The organism is Mucilaginibacter sp. UR6-1 (assembly GCF_020880975.1).
In the GTDB taxonomy this organism is placed as follows: domain Bacteria; phylum Bacteroidota; class Bacteroidia; order Sphingobacteriales; family Sphingobacteriaceae; genus Mucilaginibacter.
The window spans coordinates 1,140,408-1,166,072 of the sequence record NZ_JAJIWP010000001.1 but is presented as its reverse complement, the minus strand read 5'-3'; the positions used below and the strand labels follow the sequence as shown (position 1 = coordinate 1,166,072).

The 25,665-nt window shown below is 44.1% G+C and carries 23 protein-coding genes; 8 read left to right on the top strand and 15 right to left on the bottom strand.

What is annotated here, in order from left to right:
• Positions 1–7: 7 nt before the first annotated feature.
• The 5 genes from LJ707_RS04965 to LJ707_RS04945 form a co-directional block, all read right to left on the bottom strand.
• A complete protein-coding gene (locus tag LJ707_RS04965; protein WP_228949690.1) occupies positions 8–307 on the bottom strand; it encodes a CHC2 zinc finger domain-containing protein in 300 nt (99 codons plus the stop codon).
• Positions 308–422: 115 nt separating this feature from the next.
• Positions 423–1,760: an NHL repeat-containing protein gene (locus tag LJ707_RS04960; protein ID WP_228949689.1), complete on the bottom strand. Its 1,338-nt coding sequence runs from the start codon at positions 1,758–1,760 to the stop codon at positions 423–425.
• Between the two features lie 12 nt (positions 1,761–1,772).
• Positions 1,773–2,573 carry a DUF4249 family protein gene (locus LJ707_RS04955; protein WP_228949688.1) on the bottom strand — a complete coding sequence of 267 codons (801 nt, stop codon included), beginning with the start codon at positions 2,571–2,573 and terminating at the stop codon, positions 1,773–1,775.
• A 1-nt stretch (position 2,574) separates the two neighbouring features.
• A complete protein-coding gene (locus tag LJ707_RS04950) occupies positions 2,575–5,388 on the bottom strand; it encodes a TonB-dependent receptor domain-containing protein (protein ID WP_228949687.1) in 2,814 nt (937 codons plus the stop codon).
• 105 nt (positions 5,389–5,493) lie between these two features.
• A complete protein-coding gene (locus LJ707_RS04945) occupies positions 5,494–6,204 on the bottom strand; it encodes a LytTR family DNA-binding domain-containing protein (protein ID WP_228949686.1) in 711 nt (236 codons plus the stop codon).
• A gap of 154 nt (positions 6,205–6,358) precedes the next feature.
• On the opposite strand from LJ707_RS04945, the gene LJ707_RS04940 reads away from it, so the two are divergent.
• Positions 6,359–7,459: a sensor histidine kinase gene (locus LJ707_RS04940; RefSeq protein WP_228949685.1), complete on the top strand. Its 1,101-nt coding sequence runs from the start codon at positions 6,359–6,361 to the stop codon at positions 7,457–7,459.
• 13 nt (positions 7,460–7,472) lie between these two features.
• Here LJ707_RS04940 and LJ707_RS04935 read toward each other — a convergent pair whose 3' ends face one another.
• Complete coding sequence (locus LJ707_RS04935; protein WP_228949684.1) at positions 7,473–8,528, bottom strand: nucleoid-associated protein; 1,056 nt, start codon at positions 8,526–8,528, stop codon at positions 7,473–7,475.
• Positions 8,529–8,623: 95 nt separating this feature from the next.
• Here LJ707_RS04935 and mnmE point away from each other — a divergent pair, with 95 nt between their 5' ends.
• From mnmE to LJ707_RS04920, 3 genes are all read left to right on the top strand, one after another.
• On the top strand, positions 8,624–9,985 hold the full coding sequence (gene mnmE / locus LJ707_RS04930) for a tRNA uridine-5-carboxymethylaminomethyl(34) synthesis GTPase MnmE (RefSeq protein WP_228949683.1): 1,362 nt from the start codon (positions 8,624–8,626) through the stop codon (positions 9,983–9,985).
• 180 nt (positions 9,986–10,165) lie between these two features.
• The gene (locus LJ707_RS04925) at positions 10,166–10,543 is read left to right on the top strand and encodes a hypothetical protein (protein WP_228949682.1); all 378 of its coding nucleotides are present in this window, start codon (positions 10,166–10,168) and stop codon (positions 10,541–10,543) included.
• A 27-nt stretch (positions 10,544–10,570) separates the two neighbouring features.
• The gene (locus LJ707_RS04920; RefSeq protein WP_228949681.1) at positions 10,571–11,623 is read left to right on the top strand and encodes a cytochrome-c peroxidase; all 1,053 of its coding nucleotides are present in this window, start codon (positions 10,571–10,573) and stop codon (positions 11,621–11,623) included.
• Between the two features lie 94 nt (positions 11,624–11,717).
• Here LJ707_RS04920 and LJ707_RS04915 read toward each other — a convergent pair whose 3' ends face one another.
• The 4 genes from LJ707_RS04915 to LJ707_RS04900 all read right to left on the bottom strand — a co-directional run bounded on the left by LJ707_RS04915 (position 11,718) and on the right by LJ707_RS04900 (position 14,598).
• On the bottom strand, positions 11,718–12,530 hold the full coding sequence (locus tag LJ707_RS04915; protein ID WP_228949680.1) for a helix-turn-helix domain-containing protein: 813 nt from the start codon (positions 12,528–12,530) through the stop codon (positions 11,718–11,720).
• A 56-nt stretch (positions 12,531–12,586) separates the two neighbouring features.
• Entirely contained in the window at positions 12,587–13,465 is an 879-nt protein-coding gene (locus LJ707_RS04910; protein ID WP_228949679.1) for an SDR family NAD(P)-dependent oxidoreductase, read from the bottom strand.
• Positions 13,466–13,583: 118 nt separating this feature from the next.
• Complete coding sequence (locus LJ707_RS04905) at positions 13,584–14,126, bottom strand: VOC family protein (protein ID WP_228949678.1); 543 nt, start codon at positions 14,124–14,126, stop codon at positions 13,584–13,586.
• A 79-nt stretch (positions 14,127–14,205) separates the two neighbouring features.
• The gene (locus tag LJ707_RS04900) at positions 14,206–14,598 is read right to left on the bottom strand and encodes a RidA family protein (protein ID WP_228949677.1); all 393 of its coding nucleotides are present in this window, start codon (positions 14,596–14,598) and stop codon (positions 14,206–14,208) included.
• Positions 14,599–14,694: 96 nt separating this feature from the next.
• Here LJ707_RS04900 and LJ707_RS04895 point away from each other — a divergent pair, with 96 nt between their 5' ends.
• From LJ707_RS04895 to LJ707_RS04880, 4 genes are all read left to right on the top strand, one after another.
• Positions 14,695–15,306 (top strand): TetR/AcrR family transcriptional regulator, encoded by a 612-nt coding sequence (locus LJ707_RS04895; RefSeq protein ID WP_228949676.1) that lies wholly within the window; start codon positions 14,695–14,697, stop codon positions 15,304–15,306.
• Between the two features lie 20 nt (positions 15,307–15,326).
• Positions 15,327–16,175 (top strand): sialate O-acetylesterase, encoded by an 849-nt coding sequence (locus LJ707_RS04890; protein ID WP_228949675.1) that lies wholly within the window; start codon positions 15,327–15,329, stop codon positions 16,173–16,175.
• Between the two features lie 91 nt (positions 16,176–16,266).
• Positions 16,267–16,644, top strand: coding sequence for a nuclear transport factor 2 family protein (locus tag LJ707_RS04885; protein ID WP_228949674.1), 378 nt, complete (start codon positions 16,267–16,269; stop codon positions 16,642–16,644).
• A gap of 65 nt (positions 16,645–16,709) precedes the next feature.
• Positions 16,710–17,051 (top strand): putative quinol monooxygenase, encoded by a 342-nt coding sequence (locus LJ707_RS04880; RefSeq protein WP_228949673.1) that lies wholly within the window; start codon positions 16,710–16,712, stop codon positions 17,049–17,051.
• Positions 17,052–17,462: 411 nt separating this feature from the next.
• Here LJ707_RS04880 and LJ707_RS04875 read toward each other — a convergent pair whose 3' ends face one another.
• The 5 genes from LJ707_RS04875 to LJ707_RS04855 form a co-directional block, all read right to left on the bottom strand.
• On the bottom strand, positions 17,463–17,900 hold the full coding sequence (locus LJ707_RS04875) for a DUF4385 family protein (RefSeq protein WP_228949672.1): 438 nt from the start codon (positions 17,898–17,900) through the stop codon (positions 17,463–17,465).
• Positions 17,897–20,419 carry an excinuclease ABC subunit UvrA gene (uvrA, locus tag LJ707_RS04870; protein ID WP_228949671.1) on the bottom strand — a complete coding sequence of 841 codons (2,523 nt, stop codon included), beginning with the start codon at positions 20,417–20,419 and terminating at the stop codon, positions 17,897–17,899. Before uvrA ends, LJ707_RS04875 begins: the two co-directional genes overlap by 4 nt.
• 354 nt (positions 20,420–20,773) lie before the next feature.
• Positions 20,774–21,202, bottom strand: coding sequence for a hypothetical protein (locus LJ707_RS04865; protein ID WP_228949670.1), 429 nt, complete (start codon positions 21,200–21,202; stop codon positions 20,774–20,776).
• A gap of 2 nt (positions 21,203–21,204) precedes the next feature.
• Positions 21,205–23,058 carry a hypothetical protein gene (locus tag LJ707_RS04860; RefSeq protein ID WP_228949669.1) on the bottom strand — a complete coding sequence of 618 codons (1,854 nt, stop codon included), beginning with the start codon at positions 23,056–23,058 and terminating at the stop codon, positions 21,205–21,207.
• A gap of 1,190 nt (positions 23,059–24,248) precedes the next feature.
• Positions 24,249–24,491 (bottom strand): hypothetical protein, encoded by a 243-nt coding sequence (locus tag LJ707_RS04855; RefSeq protein WP_228949668.1) that lies wholly within the window; start codon positions 24,489–24,491, stop codon positions 24,249–24,251.
• Positions 24,492–25,665 lie beyond the last annotated feature (1,174 nt).

The window sequence follows — 25,665 nt, the reverse complement described above, 5'->3', positions numbered from 1 at the left end:
ATTTTGGTTATGCCGTACGCATATCGTGCACCAGGCCAAGTTTTACGGCTAATCTGCCGGCAATTTCAGTGCGGCTTTTACCTTCAACAGCCATTAAGAACTCAATAGGGCCGCCCTCTTTACCGCAGCCAAAGCATTTAAATGTATTTTTCTCCTGCGATACCATGAGTGAAGCGTTTGTATCCGGGTGAAATGGGCAACGCCCCTTTAAGGCTTTACGGCTATCCTGTAAAGGGATATACGCTGATACAACATTTACAATATTTGCTTTAGTTTGAATGTGCGAGATCAATTCGTCAGAAGGCATGATTAATTGTGCTTGTTAGCTCATCAAACTTAATAAAAAAGGCCTTATTTATGGTGATTAAAGCATAAATAAGGCCCTTTTTAATTGTATCTTGCTGTATTGCAATCAAAAAAAATCAATTAGTCGTAAACGTAATTTTACGGATGCGATGGTTGCCATAATCAGCCACATACAAATTACCTGCGGCATCAGTTGCTAACCCTTGCGGATTATTAAACAGTGCTACGCTACCCCCGCCATCGGTATAACCTGCGGTGGTTGAGCCCGCTATCACTGTCAACACATGTTCTGTATCCAGCTTTAATATGCGCCCGGCAGTATCGCTTATGTATAAGTTGCCGCTTGCATCAACAGCCAAGCCTGTAGGGTTACCCACTATAGCGGTATTTTCAGGACTGCCTATTACGGTGCTTACTACGCCGTCAGGGTCAATTTTGCGGATAGCATGGTTGGCTGCTTCCGCCACGTAAACGTTGCCCGTGGCATCAACTGCTATTGCATTGGGTTTATTAAAGGCCGCATCGGTACCGGTACGGTTGGTATAACCCGCTGTTAAATTACCTGCAAAGGTGGTAACTACGCCATCCGGCGATATTTTACGGATCAGACTGTTCCCGTTATCGGCAACAAATAAGTAACCCGATGCCGCTAAGGCTACGCTTGCCGGACTATTTAGCGTAGCGCCGGTACCTGTGCCATCATCGCTTCCGGCGGTGCCTACACCCGCGAAGGTAGTTACTGCGTCGCCGCTGATCTTCCTGATCATGTTATTACCGCGATCGGCCACGTAAAATGTACCGTTGTTGTTGCCCGTTATGCCCGAGCAGGCGTAAAACTGTGCATCAGTTAAACTGCCGTCAACATAACCAATATATCCCTTACCGGTAACGGTTGATACTTCTCCGGCTGATGTAACCTTACGGATAGCGCTGTTAAATGAATCCGCCACATAAATGTTCCCGTTTTGATCCGCCCAGATACCCATCGGGGAATTAAACGAGGCTGATGCGCCGTTACCATCAACAAAACCTGCCGCTGAATTACCCGCAAGGGTAGTAACCTGCGTACTAACAGCGCTTTTTTCAGGAATTTGCATCGTGAAAACCTCGCCGTATGATGTACCCGTGGTGTTTGAGGCATACGCCCTGATGTAACAGGTACTACCCGCGGCAAGGTCGGCAATGGTGCTGGTAAATGCCAGCCTGTTTAACGTTTCGGATGTTCTTGAATCGGCTATAGTAGGGATAGCGTTTGTAGTACTCCAGCATACACCATAGCCCGATATATAATAATCATCGCCCGGTGCGTTACCACCTGTCCATACAATACCGGTAGCTGCCTCAAAAATGGGCTGTACTGTGGTTATGGCAGGCAGGTCATACTGTGTGCTTTTACCGCAGCCTGCTATTAAAACAGCGGCAAATAATAAAAATTTATATAAATGCTTATTCATGATAATGGTGATTTACTGGTTTACTGTTAATTGTAGGGTATCGGCCTGCATGGCGGTGAATATGCCGTAGCCGTTGGTAATGTTGCCCGGCGGGTTGGTAAGCTGTTGCGATGAGGTGTTGGCGTTGCTGCTTAAAACGTCATTATATTCTTTATTAACGGTAAACAGTATCACCTTATAAGTGCCTTTGTAGTTAAGCGTTCGGTAATACAGATCATACCCGGCCTGCTGCTTGGCGTTAATAGTAAAGTTTGCCTGGGCATTACCGCGCCTGCCGCTCAGGATGAAAGGGTATAGCTCGTCGTTTTTAAATACCAGCACATGGTACAGCGAATCAGGATTGTTCCACCGGTAAACCACGGCAACCGAATCTGTAGTGCCGGCACTTGGAAAGTCATCATCTACGGGTACCAAAATGGTTGTTACTGATGCCGTAAAGCCTGTAGTTTTTATCGGTACAGTGGTAGTAGCCGTTACGGTTTCGTTGTTGTAGCTGAATTTTAAGCTGTAGGTTTTTCCGGTTTGAATGTAGGCGGTATTGCTGTAATTATAGGTACCGGTGGCTGTTTCCTGCATTGATACCGAATCAGCACCATTGTAAAGGGTTAGATTTAGCCCCGTTACCAAAGCACCATATGATGCGGTGTCATCAAACGCTTTTTGCTGATAAATTTTAACGGATGGTGCCTGCCCCGGCATCAGGTAGGCAACTACTACCGCGCGGTCGGCCACTACGGTATTGTCTTCCTTTTTACAGCCGAACAGGGTTGTGCTGATTAAAGTGATGAGTATGTATATGTGCTTGAATTTCATGTTATTTAAGATTAAGGCTTAACGTTACGTTAGGGGTGAAGCCCAGGTATTTTACCACTGTGGTGATTACCTGGTTGTTGCGTATATAATACTCGTTATACCAGGTATTAACGTGGTTGTAAGCGTTAAAGAATGAGAAGCCCAGGCTGCCTTTTTTACTGCCATCGGTACGTAACAGGTCGTAAGTGGCCGAGAGGTCAAGACGGTGATAGGCGGGAAGGCGCTCGCCATTTTTACTGCTAACCGACAGATAGTTTATCTTGTTGCCATCCAGCGTGTTGATGGTGTAAGTGCCTACCGGCGCGGTATACGGGTGCCCTGTGCTGAATATAAAGGTTGCCGCGAAACTCCATCGCTGCCAGTGGTACATGTTCACGGCCTTAAACTCGTGGGTAATGTCCTGATTGGCCGGGAAATAGTCGGTACCGTAGTTCTCAAATTTATTTTTAGCTTCGGCAAGGGTATAGCTTAGCCAGCCGGTGTACATGCCCGCTTTTTTCTGCAGCAAAAATTCAAGGCCTTTGGCATAGCCCGATCCGTTGTAAAAATTCTGTGTCAGGGTAGTAGTTGTAGTGCCGCCGCCAAACGGACCACCCATACCCATGCCGCCGCCTTGCTGGCGTATGGAGTATTCGGTCAAGCCATCAAGTTTTTTATAATAACCTTCAACATCAAAAAGCCAGTTGTTGGTTTCATAGCCAATTCCTGCAATAAAATGGTCGGCCTTACCTACCGGGATGTTTTTATCATCGGCCAATACCCAAAAGTTACGGTCGCCGCCCGCAACATCCTCACGCGTTACCTTGCTGGTAAACTGGTAGTAGCGGCCCGTAGCGCCTTTCAGCGTAATCCTGTCAGTAAGTTTGTAGGTTAATGACAGCCTTGGCTCGTAATACATTTTGCCTGTTGGCGAGAAGTATGTTGTACGGAACCCCGGCTGAATATGCAGTTTATCGCTCGGATCAATTTCCAGCTCAGCAAAACCGCCTGCTGTTGTGCCGCTGTTGTGCTGGTCAATAAGCGTGGTGGTATCATTTTGAACATAAGTATAATCAATGGATTGCCTTGTGGCAAAGCCACCAAAGTCAAGCTTTAAAGGTGAGGCTATCTGCCATTCCCAGTCAGATTTCAGGCTGTAATCCCTCAGCTTATTTTTTTCGAGGATGCCATTGTTTATGGTTGTGGTTGTATTGCTGTCGGTAATGGTTCCGGTAGTGCCACGGTTACGATCACTGAAAAAGCCCGAGTAGCTGGCCACGGTTGAGCCGAATAATTTTCCGGCAGATGTTGTCCATTTCAGGCTGGTGCCTGTATTGCCATAGTGCGTATCATCATTGATGTTCAGCGTTCCGCCTGTTGAGGTCTGGAAGGAGGGAAGCGTCATTTCACGGCTGTTATCCAGTTTGTCGGCACCGTTATATAAACTCCAGCTTATGGTGTTTGAGCCATTAATGGCATAATTGTATTTGGCATTCAGATCATAAAAGTATGATGATGGGGTGGTTTGGTTGGCGAACCCGCCCGGTCCGCCTCCCATTCCTCCACCCACTCCGCCGGTAGGGCCACCACTCCCTCCGGGGCCATTGTTGGCAGTTGAAGTATTAAACTGTCCAAAAATCTTATCGTAAAGCGGTCCCTGGTATGATCGTCTGAAAGCCACCAATGCCGATGATTTATCTCCGATAGGGGTTTCGGCATATATGTTTGTGCTGAGCAAGCTCAGATCACCGCCGATGTTAGCTTCCTTTTTATTGCCATCCTTGCCACGGATCTCGGTAACGCTGGACAGGCGACCGCCGTATTTTGCCGAGTAACCGCCTTTGTACAATTCCACATCGCGTACGGCATTGCTGTTAAAGGCGCTGAAAAAGCCGTACAGGTGGTCAACCTGGTAAACGGTAAAGCCATCAAAGGTCACCAGGTTTTGATCAGGTGTACCGCCGCGTACATACGCTCCGGATGATGATTCGTTAGTAGCGCTTACACCCGGCATCAACTGAAAGGCGCGCATAATATCACGTTCGCCAATGTTGGGTAGTTTGTTAAGCGCGGCAGGGGTAAGCTGTAGTACGCTCACTTTGCGGCTATCAGTATTCAATACCCCTTTTTTACGCCCGGTAATGCTTACCTCGCTAATGGTATTGTTCATGGCCGGGAACAGGCCAAAGCTTACCGGCCTTTTAACACTACCGCTGTCAAGCCTGAAATAATCAGCCTGATAACCCACGAAGGTTACCTCGACAACCGAGGTATCTGATGGTATATTCAGTATGGTAAAATTGCCGCTGGTATTGGTTTGCCCGGCCATATCAGTGCCACGAACTTTTACCGTAGCGCCGGGCAAGGCTTCGCCCGTTTTTTGATCGGTAACCCTGCCCGTAAGCGCAAACATAAAGTGCTTTGGCGCATGTTTAGCTTCGGGTATGCGTTTGGGGTTAAAGTTGCGAGCTGTTTGCTGCAGCTTGTATAATTGCTGCAGGCGGGGTAGGTCATCCGGCTGTTGTAGTATGTATACCGTGCCGTCATTCTCAATCCAGTATTGCAGGTCGTTTTCATTACAAACCTGTTTGAGTACCGCCTGCATGGATTCGTTAAAGAAATGCTCGTTAACATCCATTTTAACGAGCGAGTCGCGCTCATAGACAATGGTAATATCAAGCCTGCGGGCAATGGTGTCCATAAACTGGTCCAACGAGCAGGTAAAGAAGTGGTCTATCCGGGTTTTCTTTAGCTTATCCTTAGTTGTTTGCTGCCCGTAGGCAACAGTGGTGGCTAAGGCGTAAAAAACGGAAATTAATAATAGTTTTTGCTTCATCAACTTAACAGGGTATGCCCTAAGTTGCGGTTAAGCGGTACTACTATAAAATAAATGAGATAAGGCAGCTTTATTTGTAGACGAAAACGCCCCTTGTGCCGCAGTTTAAACGGCTTTTCCTGTCATTCTGCCAATAACATCGCGATAATTGTCGCTATAAGGAACTTCGGCAGTGCCTATCTTAATGCGCCCTTTACGTATAGATTGCACATGATCAAGGTTAATGATAAATGACTTGTGCGTGCGGTAAAACTGATCAGTAGGTAATTGCTCTTCCAGCGCCTTAATGGTCATACGGGACAGGAGAGGTTTAGGCTGTCCTTCACGGTATAGTTTTACATAATCCTTTAATCCTTCAATATAGGTTATCTCGTGATGGCTTAAACGCACCAGGTTGTAATCGGCATATACAAAAAGGTAGTCGCGGTTTTTGCCTGCAATATCATTTGCCAGGCGCCGTTGCTGGTCAAAAATGACCTGGGCTTTGCTGCATGCCTTTAAAAAGCGTTCTAATGGAACGGGCTTTAGCAGATAGTCAACCACATCAAGCTCAAAGCCATCAACAGCAAATTGGTTGTAGGCGGTAATAAATATTACCAAAGGCTTTTGCACCATGCTTTTTACCAGTTGCAGGCCGGTAATGCCGGGCATTTGTATATCGCAAAAAATAAGGTCTATTTGCTGCTCGTGCATTACCTGCATGGCTTGCGCTGCCGATCGGCAGCTTGCCACTAACTGCAGGCCATCAAAATATTTTATATTATCCTCAAGCAGTTCAAGCGCCAGTGGCTCATCATCAACAATTATACAACGCATACCTCAATAGTTAATAGTTCAGTGTTGCATCAAAGTAAATGTGTTTGGCGCACATAAGCAGATGTTTTAACATTATTTAACGTGTTCGTCGCTACAATGCTGCCTTTGGTCGAGTATGTTAGCATCTGCAATTCATTATCGGTTTATTTGGATCATGGCTAATAATATTACGTTAAAACCCGGCATATATAAAGTGCTGCCTTTGCTGGTGTGGGTGTTGTTGCTGGCATTGCCGCTGGCTACCTCGCCATCAAATGTTCCGGAAGATATACGCTATCATTTTATAAAGCATATACTCATCCTTAACAGCCTGTTGCTTGTGGTTTTTTACCTGCACACTTATGGCGTATATCCCTTATTGCAGCGTAAGGGCTGGTTTATATATGTGTTGGCACTTGTGGTGCTGCTGGCGGCTTACTGGTTATGCTGGTACTTTATACGCAGCGAGCCGCCAGGGCCGGATAATGGTATGATGCGGCATATGCAGAACGGTGCGCAACGCCTGCCAGACCCTAATATGCCCCGGCAGCAACATTTTGGCCCAAGGGGCGGCGGCCCGGGGGCATTTATACCCATAGTATCACCATTTATTGCGGTGCTGTGCAGCTTTTGTTATCTTGTTTTGCTTGATGATGCTAAACGGCAGCAGGCTGTTAAAGAGCGTGAAACGGTGCACTTACGTACCGAATTAAGCCTGTTACGATCGCAGATCAACCCGCATTTTTTGTTCAACATACTTAATAACCTTACATCGCTGGCCCGCAAACGGTCTGAACAAATGGAGCCGGCCATTATCAACCTGTCGCAACTGATGCGTTATATGCTTTATGAGAGTGATGATAATAAGGTGCTTTTGGTTAAAGAGGTTGAATATCTTAAAAGCTACATCGACCTGCAAATGCTGCGTTTTGGCGATGAGGTTTCAATAGCTACCGAATTGAATGATAATTACGGCGACCGGATGATTGACCCCATGTTGCTGATAGCCCTTGTTGAAAACGCTTTTAAACATGGTACTGACGACAACGAAAATGCCAGCATATTGATACGTTTAAGGGTTGATCCGGATAATAACGTTTTATATTTTACTGTGATCAACAGCTTTATACAATCAGCAACTAAGCCTGAAAGCAGCGGCATCGGCCTTAAAAATCTGCGGCGGCGACTTACTATACTTTACCCCGAAAAACATGACCTGCGTATTGTAAACAACGGTTTGCTATTTACTGCTCAGTTAAGCATTGAGTTAAGCTGATCGATAAAGTTGACTACTGTTCTTCCTTAAAATAAACTTTATAATAATTCATGGCTTTATCATCATCAAAACCCTTTTCTATCAGCTCCTTATCGCCATGAATATAAATATGGAAGTTGCGGTCGAGCTTTAATACGCTTTTGTACACCCTCGCTTGTTTTTTTACCGCGTTGGTTGAAATTTCAAAGCTGTTGGCAATCGGGGTTTCAAACTCTTCCTCGTATTGTTGTTTATAGTTTTTGAATGATTCGATGGCTTGCTCATTACCGATCACCTCGCCTGCAAACTCGTCCATATCAAAGGTTTCCTTCTCCTTAAAATACTTCATGCTGCGGTTAAGCAGGTCTATTTTGTCGGCCTTGCTCATCTCAAAATCATCATCAAGCTTTTGGGTAACAAAGTTTTTATAGATGCTGAGCGTGTTGGCGGTTTGATTGAAGTTGTCGTTACGGATTTTTAGCTGCAAAAAATCGTCTTTCCAATAAACGGCGGCTTCCTGGCTGTTGCCGGTTTTATCGATCACAACAACCTTATAACCTTCCTCTTTCGCTGTATTGAAGATCAGGCAGCCTTTATCCAGCTTATTAATATTGATGCCGTTTTCTTCGTAGTCCATTTTGTAGCCGCCTTTGTCGGGGTATACTTTAAGGTAGGTTTCCTTGGTTTCTGATTTGAATATACCAATGGCATCCAGCAGTTCGCCCTCTATTTGAACCTGGTTAAACAAGCCGATATACACCTCGCCCGGTTTTATTTTGGGGTGATTGGATACGCTGTAGAGGTGTTTGGCTATCTGCTGCGATAGCTCATGGAAACGCTCGTTATCCTCAAAAATTTGCGTGGCAAAACTGTATATTTCGTTCAGGTTAATGTCGCTATGATGCATCAGGTGGTATACCTCGTTTGTTTTCTCAAACGGGGTTAAAAAATACTGCATCAGCAGGCGGGGGATCATTTCGTCCTTCAGGTCAAGCGGCTCGTCGGACAGGGAATACATTTCATCCTGTGCCTGGTTGCCAACATGGTGAACGGAGAGGGTATCTAAAAAAGCTTCGAAAGAGGTTATCATAATGCAGGGCAAAGATGAGGTTTTTTTCGGGATGACATGCGCCTGATGCTTCATTGTTGAAAGTTGCCGATTTATGCCGACCTTTGCCGCAACGTATGATACTACACGAAGATACCATTGTTGCACTTGCCACACCCAATGGCGTTGGTGCCATCGGCGTTATCCGCCTTTCAGGTCCCGAAGCTATTAGCATTGCCAATAGCGTGTTTAAAGGCAAGGATTTGACCAAACAGGCATCACACACTATACATTTTGGCCATGTGGCCGATGGCGATGTACTGCTGGATGAGGTGCTAATGTCATTATTCGTAACGCCGCGCTCATACACGCGCGAAAATGTAGTGGAGATATCGTGCCATGGATCGACCTATATTTTAGAAAGTATCATTCGGTTGCTGATAAAAAAAGGGGCCAGAGCCGCCAAACCGGGCGAGTTTACCCTGAGGGCTTTTTTGAATGGTCAGCTCGACCTTTCGCAAGCCGAAGCCGTTGCCGATTTGATAGCCGCTAATTCAAAAGCATCACAACAAGTGGCATTGCAGCAATTGCGTGGCGGTTTCAGCAACCAGCTAACTAACCTGCGCGAACAGTTAGTGCAGTTTGCATCATTGGTTGAACTGGAACTTGATTTTTCGGAAGAGGATGTAGAATTTGCCAACCGCGACCAGCTAAAACAACTGGTGGTTGATATCATGAAAGTGATTGGCGGGCTTATTCGTTCATTTGAACTGGGTAATGCCATAAAACAAGGGGTGAACACCGTTATTGCAGGGCGACCAAATGCCGGTAAATCAACCCTTTTAAATGCCTTGCTGAACGAGGAACGTGCCATTGTAAGCCATATTGCCGGCACTACGCGCGACACCATAGAGGAGGTGCTGAACATAAGGGGGATTAATTTCAGGCTGATAGATACCGCTGGCATACGCGAAGCTACGGATGCCATTGAGCAGATAGGGGTGGCGCGTACAATGGAGAAGATTAATCAATCAGCCCTGATCATTTACGTTTATGATGCTGCCCATATAACCGCCGATGAACTTACTGTAGATATTGAAAAGCTGCAACGCCCGGGGATGAATTTGTTGTTGGTAGCCAACAAGATAGATTTGCTAAATGAAGAGCAGTTCAACACCCTGCCCGCGGAAGTAATCCAGGTATCGGCACAGCAAAAGCAGCATATTGATGAGCTGAAGGACAAAGTATATCATGCAGCCATAAAAGAACAACTTACCGGCAACGAAACCCTGGTAACTAATATCCGTCACCTCGAAGCGCTCCAAAAAACCGAAGACGCCCTGAACCGCGTGCTGAACGGTATCGACGGTTATATTACTTCCGACTTTTTAGCTATGGACATAAAACAAGCCCTGCACTACTTAGGCGAGATCACCGGCACCGTTACAACCGACGACCTGTTGGATAATATATTTAGTAAGTTTTGTATCGGCAAGTGACCCTGTCAAACAACCAAAACTAACGACAACTAACGGCAATTAAACAGCTCATTGTTAATAATTTATGTTAATTTTACTTGTCCAAATTCTTGGATAATTAGCGATGTATTTCTTATTTTTGTTACTATCTTGTTACTCAAAGCAGAAAAAATTTGAGTGGACAATTTTAGGGAGGAATTTATGAAAAAGATCATTTTGTCCTGCCTGCTGGCCCTTGTCGTATTATCCGCTTTTAAACTAAAAGATGGGCCTAACCCGCTGGTCGGCCGCTGGGAGAACATCCGCATATTCCAGGGTTCTAAAACGTCACTGATCGGCAATTTCAAATCCGACGGTACTTACAGCGGGTTTATCAATAAGAAGGCTTTTGTCACCGGTAAATATCAACTGAAGCACGACACGCTATATATCGATGACAGCACCTGTGGTACAGGTTACACAGGTATTTATCAAGTGCAATTCTTCGGACAGGACTCTCTAAAATTCCATGTGATCCGGGATACCTGCCAGGGCCGCCGGGAAGGCACCGATAATTTCCTGTTCAGAAAATTAAAATAATACAACGAGCCTGGAAAATCAAAAGATATGAAGAAGCTGTATCTCATCTTAATATTAACCGGCCTGGTATTGGTAGTATCACAAAGTGCATTTACGGATAGCGAACTAAATACGCCGGCTGAATTAGGCCGCAAGCTTTTCTTTGACCCCATATTATCCAAGACCCAAAAGATCAGCTGCGCTTCCTGCCATAAGGAGGAGTTCGCTTTTGCAGATACCTCAGCGGTGAGTCTCGGTGTGCGTAACCAAAAAGGCGTACGCAATACACCCTCGGCCATGAATATGAAACTGCAGGTGGCTTTCTTTTGGGATGGCAGGGCAAACTCACTCGAGCAGCAGGCTTTGATTCCTATTGAAAACCCGATCGAAATGGATCTCCCGGTCAGGACAGCTATATGGAGGCCGAATAATAACAAGACCTATAGGAAGTTATTCCAGGCCATTTTTCAAGAAGCGCCTAATCAGCGCAACCTGGCCAAAGCTCTCGCGGAATTTGAACGCACGCTGGAAACCAGCGATGCTCCGCTGGACGACTGGCTGCTGAACCATAATGAAAGCGCGGTTAGTGCTTCTGCCAAACGCGGCTATGCTTTATTCAACGGCACCAAGGCCAATTGTGTGAAATGTCATTTCGGCGCCGATTTTAACAATACCGAGTTCCGCTCGATTGGCTTATATGACGGAATAGCACTCAGGGATAGCGGCCGCGCTGCTATTACAAAACGACCAAATGACCTTGGCCAATTCAAGATCGGAGCCTTACGTAATGTCGCGATCACCCCGCCGTACATGCACAACGGCATGTTCAAAACGCTCAGAGAGGTGATCGGCTATTATAATGATCCGGATAAGGTTGTTCCGCATGACATCGGCCGCGATACGCTGATTGCCAGACCCATGAATTTAACGGAACAGGAGAAAACCGACCTGGTCAGTTTTATAGAAGCGCTGACGGATAAACGCTTTGCCGGCAAACTAAAGCAACTAAAAAAACAGAAAAATCCAGCTAAAAATAAAGATATGAAACGACGCAATTTTCTATCCTGGGAGATTCTATCCATTCCGGCCATTTCATTCTGAAATCAGGCTGCAACGCATAGTCTACACTCTTGGGCGGACCACCGGTCGTCTAAAAAGCGTAGGCGATAAAACCTTGAATAGACACTGACCAAATTCAGATTACGGATCGAAATTCTGTAGGGGCATATCCATACCTTCTTTTGAATGCATAAGAAAAATGCGATAGGTTCTCAAATCCTGCTTCCCGGAAAACCTCAACAGGTTTCTTTTGCTTTTCGGCAAGTAAGTAATGCGCTAACTTCAACCGTTTTTCTGTGAGCCACCGTTGAGGCGGCATTCCATACAGTTTTTTGAAATCACGTTTAAATGTGGGCAAACTCCTTCCTGTTAAATAGCTGAATTTGGCGATTGGCATGTTAAAGATATAATTCTGTTCCATAAATCCGGCAAGATCGATCTTATCCGGTTCTGATAGATTCCCTAATAATGCATCTGCATCCTTGTCAAGGATCCTTAAAATAGTTATTGCCTCGTCGATCTTTAGACCTAACAAACTTTCCGGTAGTTTACCCTGCATATCAAAGTATGGCAGTAATGAATTGAAGAAACTTTCCAGTAGCGGATGTTGCTCAAAATAATGCACAGATACGGAATGTACAGCATTTTTATCAACCTTATGACGAGAGTAATAATCCTTAATACGATCATCCTTCAGGATAATTAACAAACACTTATACGGCAGCTCGTTCATTGGATATTGAATGATGGTAGATAACTGGCGTCTTGGGAACAATATCGTGTCGCCAGGGCCAAAAGTCATACTATTATCAGCCAAAACAACCTTTAATCCACCGGATAATATGCGAACGAAGCAATGATAGTTCAACATCACTTCGTTCTTTAATAATCTATCTTCGAGACAGGTTATGACCACCTCAGCCGATGGGTCTTTTAATCTCTTTTCCATAGTTTTTTACGCCAGGTTCCAATAATGACCGGCTACAGCCCGTCATTTCATCACGCTTATTTTTTGACCTTGATCAGGTGCGACATCTTAAAAGCCTCGTACATTTTAATATTTGCGGCTTCTAATTGTTCATTCAATGGTATGACAAGCTCGCCCATGAACATGGTGTCTACCTCAGTTCGTATAGGCCGATCGCCATGCGGCATCTTTAAAAGATCGATAACGGTATCAGAGATCCTGTTCAAGCTTTGCTCTGGGTTCGCTTCAAATACACTTTCTATTGAAGCGAGCATTGCTTCGGGCATATCTTTTATAACGCCGTAGTCAGATGTTCGTTCGCTGTCACTCGGCTGCAAAAGTGACCCTATGAATTCGGTTGGAAATGCGCCTGGTTCAATGATGCAGCTTTCGATACCCATATTGGATACTTCAGTACGATAGCTTTCAGCTAATGCTTCCGCCGCCCATTTCGAAGGGCAATATGGGCCAGGGAATGGTACCGCAAGCCTTGCGCTCAGGCTGGAGATCAACAGCAACAGGCCTTGCTGTTGTTTTTTCATAAATGGTAATACGGCGCGTGTCATTCGCTGTACGCCGAATACATTGACATCAAATACCTTTTTCCAATCTTCCGCTGTAAATGATTCCTGAATACCCACAGTGCCTATTCCTGCATTATTGATCAATATATCTATACCCCCCATTTCATCTGACGCCTTGCTTACACCAGCTTCAACACTATCGTCGTCCGTGACGTCAATTTCCACCACGAACACTCCACGCTGTCGTAAAGCTTCAGCGGCTGCCTTGTTTCTCCCGGTAGCATCTCTGAGAGCGCCAGTCACCGTGTAACCCTCCTTGAGTAACGCCTCTATGATCTTTGTTCCAAAACCGCCGGCTGCACCTGTAATCAAAACCTTATTTAATTTTTTCATTTGTAGTCGATATTTGATTACAAATCTAAGCAGCTATTATATGGCAAACTTTGTTCAAAAGCTCTAATTTGTTTTGTTCAAAAGGTCATGCTCTTAGAGATAATTGAAGTACAATGTCTCATTGACCTGCCTTCCATCTTCTGAGGCTCGTTTGATTCTCATAAGGCATTCCTTCGGGATAGGTTATAAATTCCACAGTGCTGCCCCAGGGTGTTATCCCATAGCAAAAGAAGTTCTTTTCCCCGGTCTCTAAAGGAAACAATAGCGGCTTTGGTTCAGATAGAACTTTACCACCTGCAGAAGTAAAGCTTTGGAGCGATACTGAAATATCATCTGTATAAACAGCAAAATGCTGCAATCCGAGATCGCTGGATCTTAGAGGCTCCCTTTGGCCGTTAACATGAATTTCGAATAACTCTATATTGATCCCATTGCCTATTTTAATCATTCGACAGGAATGAAGCTCCGATCGCTGTGCCATGTTCAAAGTAGTGGCATCAGCATCCTCAACCACTAACGCCTGTTTTTCTTTACTGTAAGATTCATACAATACTTCCGCCCCGAAGGCATCCTGAAGAAAAAGGGTTGCGGTATCAATATCCGGAACATTGATCCCAATGTGGTCTATACCTGAAATGGTATTTAATTTTTTTTTCGCCATAATTACGCTGTTGTATTGATTGGAAAGCTGACTATTATCTGTAATCATTATAAAGCACTATAAACTTTGTCTTGCCTTATTATCTTACCGCGGTTGCTTCCAGTTCTACATTCAATGTATCGTTTAGGGCGACTACTTGCATCAGTGTCGTCACTTGTTGCATACCGTGCTTTGCCACAAAAGCCTGAAACAGGTCGAAACAATCTTGAATAAATGTCTCAGAAGAAGTTGTGTAAATCGTAAGTTTAACGATATTACTGCATTGATAACCTGCTCCACTAATCACGGTTTCCAAATTATGGATCGCCAACTGTAGTTGCGTGCGCATATCAGCCTTACTGGATGTGCCATCGGGATGTACCGCTGCTTGTCCTGAAACGTAAAGGGTGCTTTCTACATTTTTTACTTCTACAGCTTGTACATAGCTGAGTTGTTCCTGCCAGGACCAGGGATTGATAACTCTCTTTTCCATGTTCTTTCTCTTTTTACTTTTAGTGATAATTGAAATTAAATACAAATGAATATATTATTAAATGATTATTCATTTAATTTTGTTTTGTAATTTTTTATGAGGACAAAAGACGATACAAAGAAGCAACTGGTACGACAGAAGGCTATAGAAATCATTGTTAAAGACGGACTGGAAGGTTTTACGATCAACAAATTAGCAAAGGCCTGCGGTATCTCGGTCGGCACACCATATGTGTATTACAAAGACAAGGACGACCTGATCGTAAAGATCGTGCTGGAAGAAGGTGCAAAAATGGAAGCAGCTATGAACATGGATTTCGATCCGGAAGCGGGTCTTGAAGAAGGTTTAAGGATACAATGGAGAAACCGGTTTAACTATATGATGGAGAATCCTGGATTGGGACAGTTCTTCGACCAGATAAGCAATTCATCTTATCATCAGCAATTCCTGAAGATGTTTAATGATGACTCAGCCGGGTTTCTTGCCAATTTCAAGAAGAACATGGGTAGGTTCATCGAAGTAAATGTAGAACGTGGAGAAATGGATGCCCTGCCGATCGATGTCTATTGGTCCATTGCGTTCGGCCCTTTATATACCTTAATGCGTTTTCACCAACAAGGCCGAAGCATAACCGGTGCGCCGTTCGAGATCAAAGAAGAATTGATATGGTCAGCTTTTGATCGGGTGATCAAATCCTTGAAAAATTAGCCGATATAAATATAAAATAGATGATAAATTCCTTTTTAATGGTCGGCCAATCCAATATGGCAGGACGCGGGTACCTAAAGGATGTTAAACAGATCTACGATGAGCATATCAAAATGTTGATCAATGGACGTTGGCAGACAATGACAGAGCCTATCAATTTTGACCGTCCGACCGCGGGTATCGGGCTTGCTGCATCTTTTGCGGGTGCATGGAGGCTGAAAAATGAGAATGGGCAGATCGGGCTTATTCCATGCGCCGACGGGGGTTCAAGCCTTGATGACTGGGAAGTTGGTGGTGCTCTTTTTGAAAATGCTGTCTTCCAGGCGAAAGCAGCCCAGCGCATGAGCACACTGAGCGGGATCTTATGGCACCAGGGTGAAAATGATAGTTTTGTCGGGCGATCCGCAGTGTATTATGATAAATTAGATGTTATTGTTGATGCGTTTCGTCGTGAGCTTGGTGTTCCTGATATCCCTTTTATAGCGGGTGGCTTAGGAGACTTTCTAACCAGGGGTAGATATGGTCAATATTTCACAGAATATAATGCGGTCAACCAGTCGCTTCAGAAATTCGCCGAGACCAGGCCGAACGCTTACTTCGTGACGGCTGCCGGATTGAAGGCTAACCAAGACGACCTCCATTTTGATGCCGTATCTCAACGAAAATTCGGAACCCGTTATTTTGAAGCATTCTTTGAGAAACGGAGTGTCATGATACCCCCTGATAATGAAAATGAACTGGTAAATATTATTCAGGACAGAGCACTGACACCAAAAGAGCAAACCGCCCTTTTGGAGATCAGTTTCGCAGCTGGGAAGATATCGTTAAGCGATCTTGAGGGAGAGCTTGCTTTAATTAACATAAAGTAAGCAGGACACGAGGTGAACGGTATAACTTGGGTAATGTAATATCATGTAGTAATAATTAATCCATCAAACTATTGCACAAGTAGAATATATTATGACGGACAAAAACAAGGAAACAGCGATAGCATTTTATCAACTTATGTTCAATGACTGCCGGCCAGCAGAGGCAATTTCTTTGTACGCTGGCGAGACCTATATTCAGCATAATCCAACTGTAGCAGATGGAAAGTACGGCTTTATTTCTTACTTCGAAAGAATGGCTGTTGAGTACCCAGGTAAACATGTTACGATCAAACGCATTATCGCAGAAAATGACCTGGTGGTTTTACATTGTCTTCAACATTGGCCCGGCGACTCGGATTATGCAGGGATCGATATATTCCGTTTTGATGCTGCTGGTAAGATCGTCGAGCATTGGGACGTGCTGCAAAAAATAACCGGGCAGTCCGAGAATAACAATGGTCTATTTTAAGGAAAAATACACATTCAGAATTTTAGCGCTGAGAATAGCATTTACAATTTCATAAATTTAAAATAATGGCACAACAACCAACTAAAACTACGGAAGCGGATCAATTAATATTAAGCATCAGGTTCAAATCGACTCCTGAGAACTCAGCAAAATTTAAAATAGTGTTGACAGATCTTTTTGACACCATCAGTCATGAAAAGAATTTTGTAAGTGCGAATTTGCATGAAGCCATTGGAAACCCAGGCGAATTTCTTGTTTATGAGATATGGAATGATAACATAGAACATTTTATGAACGTACAGATGAAAAGTCCTTATGCGGTCGATTTTGAGAAAGTGTTGGAAGAATTGAATGTCGAACGTAGCCCGGCTGCCTATGAGATCATAGGCCAATGGACGAAAAAATAATTAATAGCGAACTGCGAAGTTTAAATTATTGATGATGGTATAGAATTAAAGGTGTATCAAAATTGTATAAGCTATCGCCGTCGTGCAAACGACTTTGGTGCAGCCATCTACTTTGCTAATTTATTGAAATGTAAAGCGAGATAGCTTTACTTTTCGATAACAAAGACGTTAAATACCAAAAATTTGCCATTAAGGATTTGCCGAAAATCGCAATAAGCATAATGTATTAAATCGCCGGTTTTATCTTTCATACGTAAAGTCGATCAAGCAATTATCTGAAAAGCGACAAGCCGCTGATTCTACCAGCGGCTTGTCGCTTTAGTACGATGTCTTTCAGATCACACACGAACTTAACTCATTGATCAACCCGCGCTTAAATTTCCAAATGTCGCAATGGGAGCACTTTCTCAACTAACCACTGTTTTCGATAGATAATTGACCAAACTTAATAATGAGATCATTTTCTTTGGCAGCGTTTTCTATTGTAAATAGGATGCCTTCATAGGCAGAACTTATATACCTATGCAGTTCGACTTTTCTATTTGAGATGCTTTTACCGACGTTCTCTATCTGTAAGTATTTACGCGCCATATCAGCCCCGACAAAATCACCTTGGTTGAGATAGTTTTGGAACTGTGCATTGATCTTTGCGCTGCTTTCTTTAGCGATCTTCTCGGTCTTAAAACGCCAGTTCGACCCGATCTCGCTCTTGTAGGGTTCGCAGATCAGTACGCCTTGTTCGCCTTTACCTACACGATAAAGTTCGGGGTATTTTTTATAATCGATGTCCGGCTTCCAGGCATATTTGCCGGTATCAAAATTCAAATAAGATGGGGTATCTGCTTTCATAAATGCCTCGCCAGGTAGGGAGCGGTGCGGCTCGCTTTGTTTTTGACGATCGTTGCCGGCTCACCTTCGGCCACGATCCGGCCGCCTGATTCACCCGCGTCCGGCCCGATATCGATCACCCAGTCGCTGGCCGCGATCACGTCCATATCATGTTCTACCAGGATCACCGTATTGCCGGCATCGACCAGGCGGTTCAGTTGCAATAATAAGCGCTCCACATCTGAAGGGTGCAATCCTGTGGTCGGTTCGTCCAGCACATACAGCGTTTGACCATGCTGGGCGCGTTGCAGCTCTGTTGCCAGTTTGATCCGCTGCGCTTCACCGCCCGAAAGTTCGGTCGCGGGCTGTCCGAGCCGAAGGTAGCCCAGTCCAACTTCCCGCACGACCTCCAGCGCGCGGCTGATCGCCGGTTCTTCATCAAAAAAGTTGGCGGCCTCATCTACGGTCAGGGCCAGTACCTCCGCGATATTTTTGTTCTTATAGGTAACTTCCAATGTTTTAGGGTTATAACGGGTACCGCCGCAGGTCGGGCAAGGGGTGTAGACACTTGGCAGGAACAGCAGTTCGACCATGACCATTCCTTCACCCTCGCAATGCGGGCAGCGGCCTTTGACGACATTGAATGAAAAGCGGCCGGCATCGAACTTGCGCGCTTTGGCCATGGGCGTAGCCGCAAAGAGTTTACGGACATGGTCGAAAAGGCCGGTATAAGTGGCCAGGTTAGAACGCGGTGTACGCCCGATAGGCTTCTGGTCGACCACCACCAGTCTTTTGATGTTTTGCATACCACCGGTAATATGGCCGCCCAATGTTTGTATTAGCGCCTCGTCCAGCGGATCTGCTTCACTATCGGCTGTGATATCCACCTGCAAGCCCAAATGCTCCGCCACCAGTTCTACCAAAACCTGGCTGACCAGGCTGCTTTTGCCAGAGCCGGAGACACCGGTCACGCTGGTTAACACGCCTAAAGGAAAAGCGACATCGAGGTTTTGTAAATTGTTTCTCGTGACGCCCTCCAGTGTTAACCGGTCTTTAGGTTTCCTGGGATCGCTGATCGTTTTCGTGGTATCGTCATAGATATAATGCCGCGTGAGCGATTCTTTGACCTCGCGCAGACCTTCGGGCAAGCCGCTGTATAAAATATGACCGCCTTTTTCACCTGCTGCCGGGCCGACATCCACGATCCAGTCGGCATGCCGGATCACATCGATCTCATGCTCCACCACAAATAAGGAATTACCGGATGCCTTGAGTTTGTCCAGTGCCCGCAGCAGGGCCTCGGTGTCGGCCGGGTGCAGACCTGCCGATGGCTCGTCCAGCACGTACACGACTCCGAAAAGATTCGAGCGAACCTGGGTGGCTAACCGCAGGCGCTGCAATTCCCCCGGCGATAAGGTTGGGGTACTTCTTTCGATGGTCAGGTAACCCAAGCCCAGGTCCAGCATGACCTGTACGCGGGCCAGGAAGTCTTCGGCGATGCGTTTGGCGACAACGACCTTTTCGGGGTGTTTTTCTTCCAGTTGTTTGAGGGCTTTGGCCTCGCCGCTCGCATAGGGTGCGAAGATCGTGGCCAGTTTGTTCAGGGCAAGCCGGGACAGTTCCGCAATATCGTAGCCGGCGAACTTGACGGACAAGGATTCCTGGCGCAGGCGCTTTCCATGGCATAGCGGGCATTCGCTGCTGATCATATATTGCGCTACTCTTTTTTTCATGAGTGCGCTTTGTGTGTTAGCGAACGTATGCCTGACGTACCGGCGCGCGCCGGTAAAGGTGCCCATATAGTCCGGCTGGCGCTTGTTTTGGATAAAGCGCTGAATTTCTTCGTGGGTATGACCGGAATATACCGGCACGACAGGCTGTTCTTCGGTGAACAGGATCCAGTCCCGGTCTTTTTTGGGCAGGTCTTTCCAGGGAATGTCAATATCGTAACCCATGGTGGTCAGTATGTCCCGCTGGTTTTGTCCCTGCCAGGCCGATGGCCAGGCGGCGATCGCTTTTTCCCGGATAGTCAGGGTGTCGTCGGGCACCATCGATTTTTCGGTGATCTCGTAAACCCGGCCGAGGCCATGGCATTCCGTACAGGCACCTTCGGGTGTATTGGGTGAAAATGATTCCGCATAAATGATCGATTGCCCTGCCGGGTAGTCGCCCGCACGGGAATACAGCATGCGTAATAAATTGGACAGGGTCGTAACGCTGCCTACCGTGGAGCGGGTACTGGCCGCGCCGCGTTGCTGCTGCAAAGCGACCGCAGGTGGCAGGCCTTCGATCTCATCGACTTCCGGGATAGACATTTGGTTAAACAACCGGCGGGCATAAGGCGATACCGATTCCAGGTAGCGCCGCTGTGCTTCTGCATACAGCGTACCAAAAGCTAATGAGGATTTCCCGGAACCGGAGATACCCGTAAAGACCACCAGTGCATCGCGGGGGATATCGAGGTTTACATTCTTTAGGTTATGTTCTCGGGCACCCCGCACCCGCACAAAGCCGGAAAGGTCCGTATCGTTCTTCGCCATGGATATGGAACAAGGAAACGGGATCGAAGTTTCGTTCAGTTCGTTTTGTTTTCACTGCCCGGTTCAGATGCGGAGCGTAAACTGCCCGTTAGCGAATTTCCGCGGAGAAAATGCTTTGAATTTTGACCGCTTCCTGAGTGCCGCCCAGGATTTTCTGGTTGCAAAACACGAAAAGGACTGCTTGGAATAAGTAGCCACTTACGCTATTTTCCAAAGAAAACGGACAAAAGAGGCGTCAAGTTCGGTCAGCCGTTTCGTACGAACGCATAATGCCCAGCGTTGCGCTGCGACACTGACCCATTTCTAAGCCTTTTTACAGCAGTAAAAGTTTAATATCTGAATTTATACTAACTATCAATTCAAAGCGTTTTCGCTTTTCCGTTTCAAAATGTCTGAAAAGAACATCCATAAAGTTAGCCCCGAGAGGGTATAAACCGGTATGTATTTTTCATTTCGCGGCATATTAATGGTAATGCTCCAATCATCTTTGCCATAGTGTAATGCAAGAATAAAGGATACGCCTACAACAAACAATATTTTAAGAGCTATAAACCACGTAGCGTGCGCGTTCTTAAATAATTGATAATAAAATATAATCAAAAATGCTATTATCCAGCTTCTAAAAATTAAATACTCAAGTAAATACATCAAAACTTGTTTAATCTTATCAAATGTATTGGCAATATCGTAAACCAGATCGAAGATAAAACTATACAGCACTAACAGCGCCGCACCTGTTAATGTTGCCTTGATGAGTGTATTTACCTTTTCAGTATCTTTCATAATTATTCGCAGGCTCCCATGGCCTTTAATTGCTGCAAGGTTATTTTACCATCAAAGTAGTCTCTTACCATTTGATATTGTGGCCTTTCTTTAATGCTATTACCAACAGATGCACTTCCGTTAGAACTGTTCACAAAGTTAGTAACCTTTGTCTGAAAGCTGCTCCAAAGATTATCTGCGCCATCGAAAGGAATTCCAAATAAGTATTGTGCTATTTCATGCCTGCCGGTTGTTAAGCGGTCCGCCCCGGTAACATAAAAAGTATAGGTTCCATCATTTTTCACATCAAATCCCCAGCTTCTGTTCCCACTCACCGGGTGAGCGCCATCCATTGGCGTTCTTAATGTTGAAACAGTCCAATGGTTGCTCGCAACATCACTAACAATCACAGATCCATTGTCCGCCATGTTTAAGTGTAAAATTGCTGACATGGGGTCGCTGGAATTCCATTTCGCATAATCATTTACCTGGTGACCCTGATCATCATAGGGTACAAATTTCGCAATGCTATTATCAATGAAATTATTTATGTTAAGACGCATGTATGTTAAAAACTGAGGCGCTGTAACCGGTTGCCCGTTAATAATAGGCAGTTGCTGAACATTGATCTCGAAGCGGTCTAAGTTAATTTGATAGCCGGCCGCATTTTTTATTTGCTGTACAAAGTACGGGTTCGAAAATAAAGTAAAATCTGTAGAGCTTTGATTCAGGCCATCAATCCTCGCTACTACTGGCACTGGTGGTTTGTACGATGCCAGCGCTTTAAACGCTTCAGCAACCGCGCATTTAATTAATAGATCAGGATCCTCTTCAAGTGCTTCTTCAAGGTCCTCTTCTTTTTGCTGCTGAGGAGTTACTGTTGGACACGGAGAAGTACCGCCGCCGCCACCACCGCCACCGCCATCAGGAGGTTGTACAAGGGTTACCTTAAGCGTGCCGCTTTTTGATGCTACCGAAACGGTAGGTGCTGCAGGTGTACATGGATTAGGTGTCGGAGGTGTCCCACCTCCACCGCCATAACCTGGATCGCTGGGTACGCCACCACCACCACCACCACCGCCGCCGGTGCTGGTTGAGCATTCGGTGACAGAACCTATATAAGTTTCATCGCAACCGTGAAAGTACTGGTATGGATTGTCAGGAGTGCCGCCCCATTCGCACCACACTTCATATACATCATATGTTACACAGGTTTGAACAAGATTTACCTTCAACCCATTTCTTACATTACTTGTTCCAGGTAGTTTTTTGTCATTCAACGATATATTCTTTGTGGGTTTACCGCCAGAATACCGGTATCCACCCATGAATGATTTATCGAGTGTGTAATATAAAATTAGTCCGTTGAAATTGGTTGGAACGTAGTCGTAATGAACATCCTTTGCTACAGAGAAACCTCCATTGACAGAAACATCCTCAATGACTTTCATATAAAAATTAAGTCGTTTACCATCCTTGTATTCAAGAAATACAGCTTTTGTGTTATTTCGGTAGTTGTTCTTTTTTCCGTCTTTAAGTTGCTCAAGCACGACTATGTTGCTGTCCTGTTCAACGTCGAAGTCAATTACTTTTGCGTCTGGCCGATCTTTTTGAAAATAATGAGTCCAATCTACCTTTTTACCTCTGACAAATCGCTGAAGGTTCTGCCCCTGTAGTGCATTAACCTTGAGATTTGTCTCTTTTTCATAAATACTTTTTAATTCTTCGATGTCAACGGCTTCAATTTTAGGTTCATCAACAGATTCTGTAGCGTTAGATTCGCGGCTCTCCTTGCGGCAACTGTAAATAACAGTCATTGCAATAATCAACACAAAAGCAAAGGAGATGACTTTTGATGGTAGTTTTTTTGTTTTCATAGATAAAGTTTAAATTATATCACTCAGTTAAAGGTATTTAACTTAAAGATTAAACTATTCCTACTGAAATGCAATTGTTATTGCCTTGTCTGATAAATATGATACCTTCATGACAATTAAATAACTTAGCTTATAACTTCCCATATGCTTCTGCTGGTTTAAGAAAATTTTTCCGTACACTATTAACCATTTGATCCGATTAAGTCATATATGAAAGTAAGCGATGCGAGGACGAGATTAGCCGCTTAGGTAGAAAAGCATCACGTCTATTTATTACCAATCAAAATCAACGATAATAGTCTATCCTATACCTACACCCCTAACATAGGGTTGAGTGCAGATCGCCACAGTATGATTATCCTTAATAATAGAGGCATTTGGATATTCTAAAACCGGGCGGGGCGGATTGCCAATAATGAGCAAGCTATTTAAGATAGGCAAGCAAACCCTGGAAGATTTGAACCTTTCAGGTTAATACAAGTCGGGTTCCGTCTTTATTTTTTTAATAAAACGCGAACGACCGGCGAAGAAGGTTACTACAGCAGATGTTTCAGACACCCCTTACTGATGCTGAAGGTATCATCGCTTTTTGGCTATGCTTTTGCCTTAAGGAATAACTGATGCGGATAGTGGAAAAAAAGACCTGAATGGAGCGTCCAGGTAACATTATACGAAATAAAGGATGAAGTCAATAGCGTCAAGAACTATTTAAATACTTGAAGCATATTTAGATTCCATTGACTATCGCATAATTGATCAAGGCAAAATGTGAGCTCGAATAGTTTTGATGGGTTTAACGATGCCGATAAAATCAACCGCCGTACCCAACTCATCCAAATATGGATGAAATTGAAAATCAATTAAATAAGCACAAATTTGGGCGTCAATTTCTAACAGGTCTTTACGCTTATCCAGCAATAAAGTCGATTTTTAATTGATATCATCACTAACAAAAAGACGACGAGAGAGACCATATAGACAGTTATAATAAGTTTTACGACGAAAAATTGATGAAAGCGGAAAGCTTTGGCACTGCTTGTCCGTTTCATTTAAAGTCGATCCCAACTTAAGTTTCCATAAATGCGCCAAAAATTGAGACACACAAGATAATTGCCCAAGTAATGGCTAGCCATTGCTCCGGCTTAAAAATGAACTTATTTGGCAAGTTAACGTCACCACTATATGGCGTTTTACTGTCCGGCTTTTTCTTCTTTTGTCCCATCCTGATTCATTTTAACTGTATCTGCATTTTCAGATTTTGATTTAAAAAGTGTATCTGTTCCAGCGCCATCATCAAGGCTACCCTTGTCGGGATCATTGGTGTCAGAGTTATTAATTTTATCGGAATCGTCATTTTGGCTATCGGCATTGCCTCCACATGAGACAATACTGAATGCAGCGGCAAGTAGCCCTGCGACAATTATTTTTTTCATGAATAAATCTTTAAAGGGATTAACGATATTCCTATTTAATTAGATAAATCAAATGGGCCAATTTCCGTGCCAGTAGTGTTAAAACAATAAATATTACAATCTTAAATACATCAAAAAGAAATTTAAGGAGATTAGCATCACATTGTCAATTACTTGCCTATTAATAATTTTATATAAATTATAAGATTTTGGTATCACTAAGGTCATGAACTTGGTGGTTTTCAAAAATATGAGGTTCTATTCCTTCGTTATCTATATTAGCTTATTATTTCAATCAATATATTTCTTATCCTAATGAATTAAATTAGCTTAATGCGCGTATAAGTAGTATTAAGAAAGATGCTAAAAATAAAAAACCTTACCACTATACCTCATTATTTCCAGTTAAGGCTTTACTGTTATAAATAGTTGATCGAACCGTCATGCTTAATGTTAACAAAGCCTACGAACTATTGTTAGATGTTTCAAAAGATGAAATTTAGGAAACCTTTGTTCTATGCTTTCTCTGACCTGCAACCGGACACGAAATTGCAACATTGGTAAAATTTTAACAAAAGGACTGTGAAGGTGATTGTTAGAATAATGGATTTCTTTTTCATGTTGTTTGATTTTATCATCATCAAACGGAACTTACTCGTTATATTGTTGTTACATTGGGTATATAACACTTTCTTCCTCAATAACCTTCTCAGCACCACGCACCTAGTACATCTTCAAACTCAACAAGGAAGTTACGATTGCGGCCGCGAATGCACTTGCCATTAGGCTTGTGCACAAAAATGTTACTTTGCGGACGCATGATATATAAAATACTGGGCAGCGGTTTGTTTGTAGTTAAGTGTAGTTGCCTATTTCTGGCATTAATTAGTGGTTGAAAAAGTAGATAGGAGATTAATAATTAGAAAAAATCTTTATATTGATTTTCGTGCACTACAGAGATATATCACATTGTAGCGTTTAACTTCAACGTTGCGTATCAGTGTATTAAGAATGCAATTTTGAATTAATCGACTTGAGATTATGTGTAGATTTTAAATAAATAATTTTTGAAAAAATTTTACTATTTGTGGCTTTATTAAAAATAGTCACCGTACGCCCTGTATGGTTGTTTTTGGTGTTAATAATTTTCGGGAAGACTCTTATTTACGCACAGAGCGTGCAGTACATGGCAATG